General features: G+C 66.8%; 13 protein-coding genes and 1 tRNA gene. 12 read left to right on the plus strand and 2 right to left on the minus strand.

What is annotated here, in order from left to right; all coding sequences use genetic code 11:
* Nucleotides 1–162: 162 nt before the first annotated feature.
* The 7 genes from BM397_RS10350 (at nucleotide 163) to BM397_RS10380 (ending at nucleotide 7,303) form a co-directional block, all read left to right on the plus strand.
* Complete coding sequence (locus tag BM397_RS10350) at nucleotides 163–1,413, plus strand: Zn-dependent hydrolase (protein WP_092423624.1); 1,251 nt, start codon at nucleotides 163–165, stop codon at nucleotides 1,411–1,413.
* Nucleotides 1,414–1,525: 112 nt separating this feature from the next.
* The gene (gene hydA, locus BM397_RS10355) at nucleotides 1,526–2,977 is read left to right on the plus strand and encodes a dihydropyrimidinase (RefSeq protein ID WP_092423626.1); all 1,452 of its coding nucleotides are present in this window, start codon (nucleotides 1,526–1,528) and stop codon (nucleotides 2,975–2,977) included.
* A gap of 67 nt (nucleotides 2,978–3,044) precedes the next feature.
* Nucleotides 3,045–3,863 (plus strand): ABC transporter ATP-binding protein, encoded by an 819-nt coding sequence (locus BM397_RS10360; RefSeq protein WP_092424059.1) that lies wholly within the window; start codon nucleotides 3,045–3,047, stop codon nucleotides 3,861–3,863.
* 267 nt (nucleotides 3,864–4,130) lie between these two features.
* Complete coding sequence (locus BM397_RS10365) at nucleotides 4,131–4,562, plus strand: GNAT family N-acetyltransferase (RefSeq protein WP_092423628.1); 432 nt, start codon at nucleotides 4,131–4,133, stop codon at nucleotides 4,560–4,562.
* Complete coding sequence (locus BM397_RS10370; protein WP_092423630.1) at nucleotides 4,559–5,419, plus strand: ABC transporter permease; 861 nt, start codon at nucleotides 4,559–4,561, stop codon at nucleotides 5,417–5,419. The genes BM397_RS10365 and BM397_RS10370 overlap by 4 nt, the downstream gene beginning before the upstream one ends.
* Nucleotides 5,416–6,255 (plus strand): ABC transporter permease, encoded by an 840-nt coding sequence (locus BM397_RS10375; protein WP_092423632.1) that lies wholly within the window; start codon nucleotides 5,416–5,418, stop codon nucleotides 6,253–6,255. The genes BM397_RS10370 and BM397_RS10375 overlap by 4 nt, the downstream gene beginning before the upstream one ends.
* Before the next feature lie 55 nt (nucleotides 6,256–6,310).
* Nucleotides 6,311–7,303, plus strand: coding sequence for an ABC transporter substrate-binding protein (locus BM397_RS10380; RefSeq protein WP_092423634.1), 993 nt, complete (start codon nucleotides 6,311–6,313; stop codon nucleotides 7,301–7,303).
* A gap of 221 nt (nucleotides 7,304–7,524) precedes the next feature.
* Here BM397_RS10380 and BM397_RS10385 read toward each other — a convergent pair whose 3' ends face one another.
* Entirely contained in the window at nucleotides 7,525–7,899 is a 375-nt protein-coding gene (locus BM397_RS10385; RefSeq protein WP_092423636.1) for a hypothetical protein, read from the minus strand.
* Between the two features lie 77 nt (nucleotides 7,900–7,976).
* Here BM397_RS10385 and BM397_RS10390 point away from each other — a divergent pair, with 77 nt between their 5' ends.
* On the plus strand, nucleotides 7,977–8,708 hold the full coding sequence (locus BM397_RS10390; protein ID WP_092423638.1) for a Crp/Fnr family transcriptional regulator: 732 nt from the start codon (nucleotides 7,977–7,979) through the stop codon (nucleotides 8,706–8,708).
* A 6-nt stretch (nucleotides 8,709–8,714) separates the two neighbouring features.
* Here BM397_RS10390 and BM397_RS10395 read toward each other — a convergent pair whose 3' ends face one another.
* Complete coding sequence (locus tag BM397_RS10395; protein ID WP_092423640.1) at nucleotides 8,715–9,737, minus strand: LacI family DNA-binding transcriptional regulator; 1,023 nt, start codon at nucleotides 9,735–9,737, stop codon at nucleotides 8,715–8,717.
* A 134-nt stretch (nucleotides 9,738–9,871) separates the two neighbouring features.
* On the opposite strand from BM397_RS10395, the gene BM397_RS10400 reads away from it, so the two are divergent.
* From BM397_RS10400 to BM397_RS10415, 4 genes are all read left to right on the plus strand, one after another.
* Nucleotides 9,872–9,948: transfer RNA gene (locus BM397_RS10400), tRNA-Arg, on the plus strand.
* A 539-nt stretch (nucleotides 9,949–10,487) separates the two neighbouring features.
* Nucleotides 10,488–11,375, plus strand: coding sequence for a LysR family transcriptional regulator (locus BM397_RS10405; RefSeq protein ID WP_092423642.1), 888 nt, complete (start codon nucleotides 10,488–10,490; stop codon nucleotides 11,373–11,375).
* A 74-nt stretch (nucleotides 11,376–11,449) separates the two neighbouring features.
* The gene (locus BM397_RS10410; protein ID WP_092423644.1) at nucleotides 11,450–12,163 is read left to right on the plus strand and encodes an ABC transporter ATP-binding protein; all 714 of its coding nucleotides are present in this window, start codon (nucleotides 11,450–11,452) and stop codon (nucleotides 12,161–12,163) included.
* A 4-nt stretch (nucleotides 12,164–12,167) separates the two neighbouring features.
* Nucleotides 12,168–14,528, plus strand: a complete 2,361-nt coding sequence (locus BM397_RS10415) for an ABC transporter permease (RefSeq protein ID WP_092423646.1) — start codon at nucleotides 12,168–12,170, stop codon at nucleotides 14,526–14,528.
* Nucleotide 14,529 lies beyond the last annotated feature (1 nt).

Below are 14,529 nucleotides of genomic sequence, written 5' to 3' on the forward strand. Positions count from 1 at the left end.
GCCCGCTCTATGCGCATCCGCCCCGGGGGCCAAGGCAGGGATTTCTTGACAGGTCCGGGGCGCATTGCAATCGTGGCTTTACCAAATGGTAAAAAACACGCGCGGCCCGCGCAAGCGCGACCGCGCATTGCAGACGCAAAGCAAGGCAGCGAGGACAAAAAGATGGCGGCACCGGGCGAGAACCTCCGGATCGATGGCGACCGACTCTGGGACAGCCTGATGGAGATGGCCAAGATCGGCCCCGGCGTTGCGGGTGGCAACAACCGCCAGACGCTGACTGACGAGGACGCCGAGGGCCGCGCCCTGTTCCAGAGCTGGTGCGAGGACGCGGGCATGACCATGGGCGTCGATGCCATGGGCACGATGTTCGCCACCCGCGCCGGTGAGGACCCCGACGCCCTGCCGGTCTACGTCGGCTCGCACCTCGACACCCAGCCCACGGGCGGCAAGTACGACGGGGTGCTGGGCGTGCTCGGTGCGCTGGAAGCGGTGCGCACGATGAACGATCTCGGGATCAAGACCAAGCACCCGATCGTGGTCACCAACTGGGCCAACGAGGAGGGCGGACGCTTTGCCCCCGCCATGCTGGCCTCGGGCGTCTTTGCCGGGGTGCACGACCTCGACTACGCCTACGGACGCAAGGACCTGGAGGGTAAGACCTACGGCGACGAGCTGACCCGCATCGGCTGGAAGGGCGAGGAAGAGGTTGGCGCGCGCAAGATGCACGCCTACTACGAGCTGCACATCGAGCAGGGGCCGATCCTCGAGGCCGAGGGCAAGGACATCGGCGTGGTCACCCATTGCCAGGGGCTCTGGTGGCTGGAATTCACCCTGACCGGCAAAGCCGCGCACACCGGCTCCACGCCGATGAACATGCGGGTGAACGCCGGGCTCGCCATGAGCCGCATCTTCGAGATGGTGCAGGAAGTGGCCATGGCCGCCCAGCCCGGTGCCGTCGGCGGCGTGGGGCAGGTGACCTTTTCCCCCAACTCCCGCAACGTGCTGCCGGAAACCGTGGTCTTCACCGTCGACATCCGCTCTCCCGATCTGGACAAGCTGAACGCCATGCGCGCCGAGATCGAGCGCCGCGCGCCCGAGATCTGCGCCGAGCTGGAGGTCGGCTGCGCGGTCGAGCCTGTGGGCCATTTCGACCCGGTCACCTTCGCCCCCGAACTGGTCGAGAACGTACGCAACGCCGCCGAGCGGCTGGGCTATTCGCATCTCAACATCATCTCGGGCGCGGGCCACGACGCCTGCTGGGCAGCCAAGGTGGCCCCGGCGACCATGGTCATGTGCCCCTGCGTCGAAGGCATCTCGCACAACGAGGCCGAGGAGATCTCGAAGGACTGGGCGACGGCGGGGACCGACGTGCTGTTCCACGCGGTGCTCGAGACCGCGGAGATTGTCGCCTGAGGCGGACGCCAGATAAGGGGCTCTGCCCCGCCCGCGGCCTCCGGGCCGCGGACTCCCCGGGATTTTTCGGTCTAGACGAAGCCCCGGGCCCGGATTTCCAAGGGAGGAAAAGATGTCCACAGTGATCAAGGGCGGCACCATCGTCACCGCCGACCTGAGCTTTGACGCCGATGTGCTGGTCGAAGGCGGCCGCATCGTAGAGATCGGCCAGAACCTCAAGGGCGACGAGGTGCTCGATGCCTCGGGCTGCTACGTGATGCCTGGCGGGATCGACCCGCACACCCACCTCGAAATGCCTTTCATGGGCACCTATTCCGCCGACGACTTCGACAGCGGCACCCGCGCGGCGCTGGCCGGGGGAACGACCATGGTCGTCGACTTCGCACTGCCCTCGCCGGGGCAGGGGCTGCTCGACGCGCTGCAGATGTGGGACAACAAGTCGACCCGCGCGCATTGCGACTACTCCTTCCACATGGCGGTCACCTGGTGGAGCGAGCAGGTGTTCAACGAGATGAAGGAGGTGGTCGACCGCGGCATCACCACCTTCAAGCACTTCATGGCCTACAAGGGCGCGCTGATGGTGAACGACGACGAGCTCTTCGCCTCGTTCCAGCGCTGCGCCGAACTGGGAGCTATCCCGCTGGTACATGCAGAGAACGGTGACGTGGTGGCTGAGCTCTCGGCCAAGCTGCTCGCCGCCGGCAACAACGGCCCCGAGGCGCATGCCTATTCCCGCCCGCCGCAGGTCGAGGGCGAGGCCACCAACCGCGCCATCATGATCGCCGACATGGCGGGCGTGCCGCTCTACGTGGTGCACGTGAGCTGCGAGGAGAGCCACGAGGCGATCCGCCGCGCCCGCCAGGCGGGCAAGCGGGTCTGGGGCGAGCCGCTGATCCAGCACCTGACCCTGGATGACAGCGAATACGCCAACCCCGACTGGGATCACGCCGCGCGCCGGGTGATGTCGCCGCCGTTCCGCAACAAGGCGCATCAGGACAGCCTCTGGGCCGGGCTGGCGGCGGGCTCGCTCTCCTGCGTAGCCACCGACCACTGCGCCTTCACCACAGATCAGAAACGGTATGGCGTCGGCGATTTCACCAAAATCCCCAATGGCACCGGCGGGCTCGAGGACCGGCTGCCGATGCTCTGGACGCAGGGCGTCGCCACCGGCCGTCTGACGCCGCAGGAGTTCGTCGCGGTCACCTCGACCAATATTGCCAAGATCCTCAACATCTACCCGCGCAAGGGGGCCATTCTTGTCGGCGCTGATGCCGACATCGTGGTGCTCGACCCGAACCGCGAGAAGGTGATCTCGGCCAAGACCCAGCAGTCGGCCATCGACTACAACGTCTTCGAGGGCATGACCGTGAAGGGCCTGCCGCGCTTCGTGCTGAGCCGGGGCAAGGTCTCGGTGACCGAAGGCGCGCTGAGCTCGGAGGAGGGCCACGGCCAGTTCGTCGCCCGGCCGCCCGCCGGGCCGGTGAGCAAGGCGCTGAGCTCATGGAAGGAGCTGACCGCGCCGCGCAAGGTGGAACGAAGCGGCATCCCGGCCTCCGGGGTGTGACATAGACAGATCGAGACCGGGGCAGGGGGCCGGAAGACGCCCCCGCCCCGCACAGGGAATGAAGATGATGACAGAACAAGCGGCCGCATCAGCGGCCAGCGTCCCGCAGACCCCGACGGTGATCTCGGCGCAGGGGCTGAACCTCGTCTACGAAACGAGCGACGGCCCGGTGCAGGCGCTCAAGGACGTGGACCTGAAGATCGGCAAGGGCGACTTCGTCTCCTTCATCGGTCCCTCGGGCTGCGGCAAGACCACCTTTTTGCGGGTGATGGCGGACCTCGAGACGCCGACCTCGGGCACGGTGCTGGTCAACGGCGTGCCCCCCGAGGTCGCGCGCAAGGCGCGTGCCTATGGCTATGTCTTCCAGGCGGCGGGGCTCTATCCGTGGCGCACCATCGGCGGCAACATCCGCCTGCCGCTGGAGATCATGGGCTATTCGAAACCCGAGCAGGCAGAGCGCGTGCAGCGTGTTCTGGAGCTGGTGGAGCTGGCAGGCTTCGAGAAGAAATATCCCTGGCAGCTTTCGGGCGGCATGCAGCAGCGGGCCTCGATTGCCCGCGCGCTGGCGTTTGATGCGGACATCCTGCTGATGGACGAACCCTTCGGCGCGCTCGACGAGATCGTGCGCGACCACCTCAACGAGCAGCTCCTGGCGCTCTGGGCGCGCACCGAGAAGACCATCTGCTTCGTCACCCACTCGATCCCCGAGGCCGTGTACCTGTCGACCAAGATCGTCGTCATGTCGCCGCGGCCGGGGCGGATCACCGACGTGATCGAAAGCCCGCTGCCGAAGGAGCGCCCGCTGGAAATCCGCGATAGCCCGGAGTTCCTCGAGATCGCCCACCGCGTGCGAGAGGGGCTGCGGGCGGGGCATGCCTATGACTGATCTCAAAATAGTGGACATTTGCGGCGGTTCGGGCGCTGCGACCCGGAGCGCGCCAAGACATCGCCGCGCCCCGGTGCCGCCCCGCAGAAGGTCTCGGAACGCGGGCTCCCCTTTCACCTTTCGCGGTCATCGGCTCTCCAGCCTGTACCGCGCCACGAAGAAACCACGCAATCCTTTCATCTTTCTAAAAATACTCATGGATCACCGTGGACCGGGTGCGCCGAATTTTGAGTATTTGAGGAAAGATGAAAGCAGCGGGGCCGCGCGATGACAGAACTCCAGGTGAGGCGTGCGACCGAGGCCGATATTCCCGCCTGTGCCGCGGTGGTGAACGGCTGGATCGATGCGACGGAGTGGTTCCCACGCATCTATAGTCCGGGCGTGATCGAGGGCTTCCTGCGCGAGGCGTTTTCGTTGCGCGAGATCTGGGTGATCGGCGCGCCCGTCGAGGGCTATATCTCGATCGACCCCGAGATCGGCAAGGTCGGGGCGCTCTACTGCGCGCGCAGCGGCGCGGGGCTCGGCAAGGCGCTGCTCGACAAGGCCAAGGAGGGGCGGGCACGGCTCTTCCTGCACACGCATGTGACAAACCTCGCGGCGCAGCGCTTCTACCGGCGCGAGGGCTTCCGAGATGCGGGCGAGGTCGATCCCGAGCCGCCCGAGACCCTGCGCGAGCTGCGGATGGAGTGGCGGCGATGAAGAACGTGATCCCCGTGTTGACCGTCGTACTGGCGATCCTGGTGATCTGGTACGGCAGCGCCGTCATGCTCAACAAGCAATGGGTGCTCGACCAGGCCGCGCGCCAGGACCGTGTATTGACCACGCCCGAGCTGATCGCCGAGACTTGGGCGCAGGACAAGCCCAAGCTGCCCGCGCCGCACCAGGTGGCCTTGGAGCTCTGGGACACGGTGGCGATGAAGAAACCCACCTCCAAGCGCAGCCTCGTCTATCACGCCTGGGTCACGATGAGCGCCACGGTGCTGGGCTTTGGCCTTGGTACGTTGCTCGGCTTCGCGCTGGCGGTGGGCATCGTCTACAACCGGGTGATGGACAAATCGGTGATGCCCTGGGTGATCGCCAGCCAGACCATCCCGATCCTCGCCATCGCGCCGATGATCATCGTGGTGCTGAACGCCATCGGCATCTCGGGACTGCTGCCCAAGGCGATGATCTCGATGTACCTGTCGTTCTTCCCGGTGGTGGTGGGCATGGTAAAGGGGCTGCGCAGCCCCGACGCCATGCAGCTCGACCAGATGCGCACCTGGAGCGCCACCCGCGCGCAGGAGTTCTGGCGGCTGCGGCTGCCGGCCTCGATGCCCTATCTCTTCGCCTCGATGAAGATCGCCATGGCGGCAAGCCTCGTCGGGGCCATTGTCGGCGAGCTGCCGACCGGCGCGGTGGCGGGGCTGGGCGCGCGACTTCTCGCCGGGAGTTACTACGGTCAGACCATCCAAATCTGGTCGGCGCTGCTGATGGCGGCGGCGCTGGCGGCGGCGCTGGTGGGGCTGATCGGCCTCATCCAGCGCATCACCCTGAAGCGGATGGGCATGGCATGATCTGGATTGTTGCAGGGCTGATCGTCTGGGCGCTGGGACTCTGGGCCAACGTCCGGCTGTCGAAACGCAAGACCAGCGCCGCGGCGCTGGCGGTGCCGGTGATCTTCGGGCTAGTGCTGGTCTTCGTCTGGGAAGCGGTGGTGCGCGGCTTCGGCATCTCGCCGGTGCTGCTGCCCGCGCCCTCGGTGATCGCGGCGCGCTTCGGGCAATCGTCGGGGGTGCTCTGGCAGGACTTCGTGCAGACCGTGCTGAAGGGCGCGCTCACCGGCTACGTTCTGGGGTGCGGCGCGGCGCTGCTGACGGCCATCGTCGTCGACCGCTTCGACTTCCTGCGGCGGGGCCTCTTGCCGGTGGGCAACTTCGTCGCGGCGCTGCCGATCATCGGCATCGCGCCCATTCTGGTGATGTGGTTCGGCTTCGACTGGCAGTCGAAGGCGGCAGTGGTGGTGGTCATGGTGTTCTTCCCGGTGCTGGTCAACGCGGTGCAGGGGCTGGCGGACACCAGCGCCATGCAGCGCGACCTGATGCGCACCTATGCCGCCGGGTACTGGACCAGCCTGTGGAAGCTGCGCCTGCCCGCGGCGCTGCCCTTCATCTTCAACGGGCTGAAGATCGCCTCCACCCTCGCGCTGATCGGCGCCATCGTGGCCGAGTTCTTCGGCTCGCCGATCACCGGGATGGGCTTTCGCATTTCCACCAGCGTCGGGCTTTTGCAGCTCGACCTCGTGTGGGCAGAGATCGTGGTGGCCGCGCTTGCGGGCTCGGCTTTCTACGGCGGCGTGGCGCTGATCGAACGCGCCGCGACCTTCTGGCACCCGTCGCAGCGGGGCCGGTGAAACAGAAAACTGCGAAGAAAAGACCAAGAAACGCGCAATGCAACAGGAGAGTATGATGACCAAGTTTACCGGATGGGGGATCGCCTCGGCGATGCTGCTCGCGGCGGGCGGCGCGCAGGCCGCGGACGAGCTGACGCTGCAGCTCAAGTGGGTGACGCAGGCGCAGTTCGCCGGCTATTACGTGGCCGCCGACAAGGGCTTCTACGACGAAGAAGACCTCGACGTGACGATCAAGCCGGGTGGGCCCGACATTGCGCCCGTGCAGGTGCTGCTTGGCGGCGGGGCTGACGTGATGGTCGATTGGCTGCCCTCGGCACTGGCCGCGCGCGAGAACGGCGCACCGATCGTCAACATCGCCCAGCCCTTCAAGTCCTCTGGGCTGATGCTCACCTGCCTCAAGGAGCACGGCATCGAAAGCCCGGCCGACTTCCCCGGCCACACGCTCGGCACTTGGTTCTTCGGCAACGAGCTGCCGCTCTACTCGTGGATGTCGAAGCTGGGCTACGCCACCGATGGATCCGACGGCGGGGTGACCATCCAGAAGATCAACTTCAACGTCGATCCGCTGCTGCAAAAGCAGGTCGAATGCGCCACCACCATGACCTACAACGAGTACTGGCAGGTGATCGACGCGGGGCTGACACCCGAGGACCTCGTGGTCTTCAAGTATCAGGACGAGGGCATCGCGACGCTCGAGGACGGTCTCTATACGTCCGAAGAGAACCTCGCCGATCCCGAGATGACCGACAAGCTGGTGCGCTTCGTGCGGGCCTCGATGAAGGGCTGGAAATACGCCGAGGAGAACCCGGATGAGGCCGCCGATATCGTGCTCGAGAACGACGAGACCGGCGCCCAGACCGAGGAGCACCAGAAGCGCATGATGGGTGAGATCGCCAAGTTGACCGCCGGTTCGAACGGTGCGCTGGACCCGGAGGACTTCACCCGCACCGTCGAGGTTCTGCTGAGCGCCGGCGCCGATCCGGTGATCACCAAGGACCCGGGTGAAGCCGCCTGGACCCATGCGATCACCGACGAGGCGCTGAAGTAAAGGTCTCGAGCGCACGCGAAAAATCGATCTAAAAAATTGGGGGTGGCGCTCGGTGCCACCCCCTTCTTCATGAAATCACTGGTAGTCTTGACCGGGGGATGCGCGGGGTAATTCCGCCAATTGACCACGGCACTCATCAAGAACGTTCCGAGTCCTAGTCCGGCCGCGTGACAGGGGCGTGACAGAACCGTGACGACGGAACGGGGCGCGCGTGAAATCGGTCAGCTTGCACGCGCGCGGCTCAGGACGCGAATGATCTCGGCGCTGCTGAACGGACGTTGAAGCACCTCGTAGGCGCAGGCGCTGCCTTGCTGCTCGGCGGCGTCGCCCGCCAGCGCGATGCGGGTGCCGGAGGCGCTCAGTAACTGCCCGAGCGCGCTTCGCGCGACCTCGCTCGGTGCCATCTGCAGCAGCGCAACGCCGATCCGTCCCTCGGACTGGACCAGCAGTAGCGCCGCCTCGGGTGTTTGTGCGCAGACGACCTGCGCGGTGGGGTCATGCTCGGAAATGCTTCGTGCGACGTCTTCGGCCACGAAGGGATCATTCAGCAGCACGAGAAAACCCGGCCCGCTTCCGGGCGTGTCGTCGGGAATCATTCGCGGTCTCCTCTCGCTGCGCGCAGTTTGGAACCATTCGGACCGGCGCGCATTAATCTGTGACATAGGAGGCCGAGATGACTCAGATTGCCTGCAAGAGCTGCCCGCTGCGCCGCAAGAAGCTGTTCCGCGCCTTCGAGGATGATGAACTGGCCTTCATGGAAAGGTTCAAGACGGGTGAGCTGAGCGTCGATCCCGGCACGCATCTGCTGATCGAAGGGGCGAATTCGCCGCAAATCTACACCGTCCTCGAGGGCATGGGTCTACGTTACAAGACGCTCGAGAACGGGCGGCGTCAGGTGATCAATTTCCTCCTGCCGGGGGACCTGACGGGGCTTCAGGCGGGGCTTCTGGGCGAGATGAAGCACTCGGTGCAGGCGACGAGCGCGATGCGCCTGTGCGTGTTCAATCGGGCTGACCTCTGGACGCTCTACCGCAGGCAGCCGTCGCTGGCCTATGACGTGACATGGATCGCCGCCTCCGAGGAGCATTTCCTCGGCGAGACGCTGGCCACTGTCGGCCAGCGCGATGCGGCGCAGCGGGTGGCCTGGGCGCTGCTGAAGATCTACCGGCGACTCAGCGAGCTGGGGATAGGACAGGGGCCGCGGGTGCCGCTGCCCTACCGGCAGCAGGATCTTGCGGACGCGCTTGGCCTGTCGCTGGTGCACACCAACAAGACGCTGGGGCGGCTGCGTGCCCGCGGGCTGGCGGAATGGACAGACGGGCAGCTGCACATCAGCGATGCGGAGGGCATGGCCGAGCTGGCCATGGCCGATATCGAGGAGCCGAGCATCCGGCCGCTGCTCTGAGCCGGGTCAGCGCCGCAGCGTGTCGCCGTAGGCGATCTTCGGTGTCAGCTCGACGATGCGCTCGTAGTCGGCCTCCGGGTTCTCGACCCGCGAAGCGATGATCTCTGCGGCCTTGCGACCGATCTCGGCGCGGTGTGCGTCCATCGTGGCCAACTGCCGCGGCAGACCCTGCAGCAGCTCCACGCCGTTGAAGCCGGCAAGCCCGATCTCGCCGGGGATGTCGCGCCCCTGTTCCATCAGGTAGAGCAAACCGCCCGCGCCGATCATGTCGTTCGAGTAGTAGAGGAAATCGATCTCGGGCTCGCGCTCGAGGATGGCCTGGGTCATCTCGCGGCCCTTCTTCAGCGCCGAGCCGCCGGAGTAGAACTCCTGGTCCACAACCTCGACACCGCTCTTCGCCAGCGCCTCGGTGAACCCCTCGAAGCGCTTCCGCGCGCGATGGTCGAGCGGCATCTTGGTGCCGAGGAAACCGATCTTCTGGTAGCCTGCGCGCAGGATCGCCTTGGCCATTTCGCGCCCGGCGCGGCGGTGCGAGATACCCACGGCACAATCGACGGGGGTGCCGTCGATGTCCATGATTTCCACCACCGGGATACCGCTGGCCTTCATCATCGCCTTGGCGGCCTCGGTGTGCTCGAGCCCGGCGATGATCACGCCGGAGGGCCGCCAGGACAGCATCTCGTAGAGCACCCGCTCTTCCTTCTCGGGCAGGTAGTCGGTGATGCCGACGACCGGCTGCAGCTCGGTGTCCTCGAGCACCGAGGCGATGCCGGCCATCACCTCGGGGAACACCATGTTGCGCATCGAGGGAATGATCACCGCAACGAGGTTCACCCGCTGGCTAGCCAGCGCACCGGCGATCTTGTTGGGCACGTAGCCGAGGTTCTTTGCCGCTTCGAGCACCTTGGCCCGCGTCGCCTCGGACACGTCCCCGCGGTTGCGCAGCACCCGGCTCACGGTCATCTCGGACACGCCGGAGGCTTCGGAGACGTCTCTGAGGGTGAGGGGACGGGGATCGGTGTCGGCCACGGGCGGCTCCTCCAAAGCATTAATTACGCAAATGTTAGCCTTTCTGCCGGGGCTTACAAGCACAAGCCGCCGCGCCGAGGAATTTCCGCTTGCAGGGTGACAACAGCGAACGCCCGCGCTAAGGGAAGTCCGTCGGTCCCGTGGCTCAACTGGATAGAGCAGCCCCCTCCTAAGGGGCAGGTTGCAGGTTCGAATCCTGCCGGGATCGCCAGGTTCCCCGACAAGCCGCCAGGCGGAGTCTGCTCCCCTCCGAAGTGCGCCGAAAAACCGATCGCGTCATGCGCCGATCGGCAGCTTCTGGGCCCACACCGAGAACAAAAGCTAGTCGGCGTGTTTCGGGTTCGACTGCGGTGCAATAAACCCCAGTGCGATTTGTACAGCCCGTCGGGGATCTGCTCGGTTCATGGGGCACGGCGCGCATTGCGAAAGCCCGGGGTCAGGAGGCCTATTGGTGCCGGTACGCTGCGCCCGGCGGTTCGCAGAGCGCTCGGCAGCAAGAATGTCCAGGCCGCGGGGATGGCGCAGGCGCCGGCCAGGACAAGCTCCGGAAGGAGGCGTCGCGTACGTCTTTCGTAGACCTCGGGGATGCCGTGTCGTCTTGAACTGAGGTTCGGCATCCGGAGCGAAGTGATGAGAACTCCGCTGGTTGCGCAGAAGGCCTCGACGCCAAGGAAGCCATCGGGCGTCCCGATTGCGCTTTGACGCGTGAAAGGCAATTAATATGGTAACCTTGTTTCTCGATAGGCTCCCATGATCGCCAAGCTGGAAATGTTCATCGCGCTCGCCCGGGAACAGCACTTTGGCCGCGCGGCGGTCAGTCTGGGGATCACCCAGCCGACGCTCTCCACCGGCATCCGGCAGCTCGAGGAACAGCTCGGGGTCAAGCTGGTGCAGAGGGGCTCGCGGTTCGGAGGGCTGACGCCCGAGGGGCAGCGCGCGCTGGTCTGGGCGCGTCAGATCGTTGGCGACACGCGCCGCCTGCGCGACGAGATGCGGGCCTCGCGCGAGGGGCTGGCGGGGCACCTGCGGCTGGCGGTGATCCCCACCGCGCTGACCTGGGCCTCGACGCTGGCGGCGCGCTTCAACGACCGCCATCCGCGGGTCACCTTCACCGTGTTGTCGCGGGCGTCTGCGGACATCCTGACGATGCTCGACGACTTGGAGATCGACGCGGGCATTTCCTATCTCGACAACGAGCCGCTGGGCAGGGTCACCACGCGCCCGCTTTATCGTGAGGCCTACCAGTTGGTGTGCCGCGAGGACCATCCGCTGGCGGACAGGGAGACGCTGGACTGGGCGGAGCTGGGCAGCCTCAAGCTCTGCCTGCTGACTCCGGAGATGCAGAACCGGCGGATCATAAACCGGCAGTTCATGGAAGCGGGGCTGGAGGCGGGCGCGGCGATCGAGTCGAACTCCACCGTGGTTCTGGTGAGCAACGTGCTGACTGGCGACTGGGTGACCATCCTGCCGACAGATCTCGCGGGTTTCCTGGCAGAGGGCAAACCGCTGTCGCTGGTGCCGCTGGCCTCGGACAGCCGGGCGCATGAGGTCGGGCTGATCGCGCCCTGGCAGGAGCCCTACACGCCGGTGCTGCAGGCGCTGCTCGACGAGGCACAGAGGCTGGCGCGTCCGGCCTGAAGCCGGGGCATTTGATCCGGCTCAAGACAGCGGCCCCCGTGCTGCCATAGGCTGGCGGCAGAGGAGGGTGCTTCGTGCCGCAACAGCCGCCGATCTACCGTGTCGAGGGTCTCACCCGCGTCTATGGCGAGGGGGCTTCGGCGGTGCATGCGCTGCGGGGCGTCGATCTCGAACTGCCGCCGGGCGAGATCACCGTGCTGCTCGGCCCCTCGGGCAGCGGCAAGTCGACGCTGCTCAATATCCTCGGCGGGCTCGACCGCCCCAGCGCGGGACGTGCGTGGTTCCGCGGCGAGGAACTGACCGCCATGTCCGACCGGGCGCTCACCCGCTACCGGCGCGATAACCTCGGGTTCGTCTTTCAGTTCTACAACCTCATGCCCTCGCTCACCGCCGAGGAAAACGTCGAGCTTGTCACGGAGATCGCCCGCAATCCGATGGACCCCGCCGAGGCATTGGCGCTGGTCGGGCTGGACACACGCAAGGACCACTTTCCCAGCCAGCTTTCCGGCGGCGAGCAGCAGCGGGTTGCCATCGCCCGCGCGGTGGCCAAGCGCCCGGATGTGCTGCTTTGCGACGAGCCGACCGGCGCGCTCGACAGTGCCACCGGGCGCGAGGTGCTGGGGGTCCTGCAGCATCTCAACCGCAGCCTCGGCAGCACGGTGATGATCGTCACCCATGCCGCCGCCACCGCCGAGATGGCCGACCGCGTGATCCGCTTTACCGATGGCGCGATCCGCTCGGTCGAGCACAACGACGCCCCGCGCGCCGCCGCTGAGATCGAGTGGTGAGCGCATGAGCACCCTCGACCGCAAGCTCTCGCGCGATCTGTGGCGGATGAAGGGGCAGGCAGCGGCGATCGCTGTGGTCATGGCGCTTGGCGTGATGATGCAAGTGATGATGGCAGGGCTGGTGGTCACCCTCGACGAGACCCGCCGCGGCTACTATGAGCGCTACCGCTTCGCCGAGGTCTTCGCCCCGGTCACCCGCGCGCCCAGCCATGTGCTGCATCAGGTCGCGGGTCTGCCGGGCGTGGCGCGGGCCGAGGGGCGCATTTCAGGCGCGGCAAGGATCGAACTGTCGGACAGGGCAGTGCCCGTGGCGGCGCAGGCGCTGTCGCTGCCCGACCACGCGGAGCCCGCGCTGAATGCCATTCGGTTGCAGCAGGGGCGGCTCTTCGATCCGGGCGCGCCCGAAGAGGTGGTGTTGCTCGACACCTTCGCCGCCGCGCATGGGCTGAGGCCGGGCGACGCGTTGCAGGTGGTGATGAACGGGGCGCGGCGCAGCCTGCGGATCACCGGGCTCGCCCGCTCGCCGGAATTTCTCTACGCCGCGGCGCCGGGCGAGATGGTGCCGGATGACGCGCGCTACGCCGTGCTGTGGATGTCGCAGACCTCACTCTCCGCCTCCTTCGACATGAAGGGGGCCTATTCCGAGTTCCTCGTCACGCTCACCCGGGGCACCGACCCTCGCGGCGTGATCGAAGCGCTCGATCATCTCCTGAAGCCCTGGGGCGGGTCGGGGGCCTACGACCGCGAGGACCAGTTCTCGCACCGCTTCGTCTCGGAGGAGATCAACGGGCTGCGCGACACGGCGGCGGCAATTCCCCCGGTGTTCCTCGGCATCGCTGCCTTCCTGCTGAATATCGTCATCGCGCGCATGGTGCAGGCCGAGCGCGAAGAGATCGGCCTGCTGAAGGCTTTTGGCTACCGCGGCTCGGAAATCGGCGGGCACTACCTCAAGCTGGTGCTGGCGATTGCCGTGGCGGGGGCGCTGCTGGGCGCGCTGCTGGGTATCCTGAGTGGGCGCGCGATGGTGCAGCTCTACCTGCATTTCTACAAGTTTCCCTTCCTCGTCTTCCGGCTCGATCCGGGTGCGCTGGCACTGGGGCTGGTGGTCAGCGTGCTGGCGGCGGCGGCGGGCGGGGCGGTGGTGCTGCGCCAAATCTTCGCGCTGCACCCGGCCGAGGCGATGCGCCCGCCAGCCCCCGCAGACTACCGCCGCGCCGGGCGGTGGGCCGGGGCGTTGAAGGCGCTCGACCAGCCGACCCGCATGGTGCTGCGCCGCTTCACACGGACACCCTTCCGCATGCTGGGCGCGGTGGTGGGGATCACCTTCGGCATGGGGCTCTCGGTCGGCATGTTGACCATCCACGCCGGGTTCAATCAGGCGGTGGCGCTCAGCTTCGATGTGCTCGACCGTTCCGAGGCGACCGTGAGCTTCACCCATGCGGTGTCGCAGAAGACCCTGCTCGAGCTGGCCCGCCACCCCGGGGTGCTGCGGGTCGAGGGGGCCCGCTCGGTACCGGTGGTGCTGCGCAACGGGCGACGGACCCACCGCGGCGCGATCACCGGGCTGCCGCCGGACCCCGAGCTGCTCCGCGCTCTGACGCCTGACTACATTCCCATCGCGCTCGACGGTCCGGGGCTCGTGCTGAGCACCGCATTGGCCCGCAAGCTGAAGGCGCAGGCCGGGGACGTGCTGACTGTCGAGGTGCGCGAGGGCGCGCAGCCGGCGCTGCGCCTGCCGGTCACCGGCGTGTCGGAGACCGTGCTGGGCGCCCCGGCCTACATGGCACTGGAGGCGCTGGACCGGGCGCTCTTCGAGCCGGGGCGGATTTCCAGCGCCGCTCTCCGGCTTGATCCGGCGCAGGCCGAGGCGGTGCAGGTCTGGCTGCGCGACCAGCCCGTGGTGGCGGGCGTCAGCCTCAAGTCCGAGGCGCGGGACGCCTTCGAACGGGTGATGAACCAGGGCACCGGGGCGACGCGCTTCATCATGGCGGCGGTGGCCTTCACCATCACCTTCGGCATCATCTACAACGCCGCCCGCATCGCACTGGCCGAACGTGCGCACGACCTCGCCAGCCTGCGGGTCATCGGCTTCTCCAAGGGTGAGGCTGCTTACGTGCTGCTCGGCGAGCTGGGGTTGGTGACGCTTCTGGCGCTGCCCTGCGGTGCGTTTCTGGGCTGGGGCATCGCGCATATGCTGGCCGCCGCCTATTCCTCCGACCTCTACACGATCACGGTGGTCTTCCGGCCCGCCGCCTTCGGATTCGCCGCGCTGGTGGTGATCTCGGGCGCGGTGCTTTCGGGGCTGCTGGTGAAACGCGATGTGGACCGCGCCGACCTGGTCGCCGCGCTCAAGACACGGGATTGAC

Source organism: Alloyangia pacifica (assembly GCF_900116195.1).
Lineage (GTDB): Bacteria > Pseudomonadota > Alphaproteobacteria > Rhodobacterales > Rhodobacteraceae > Salipiger > Salipiger pacificus.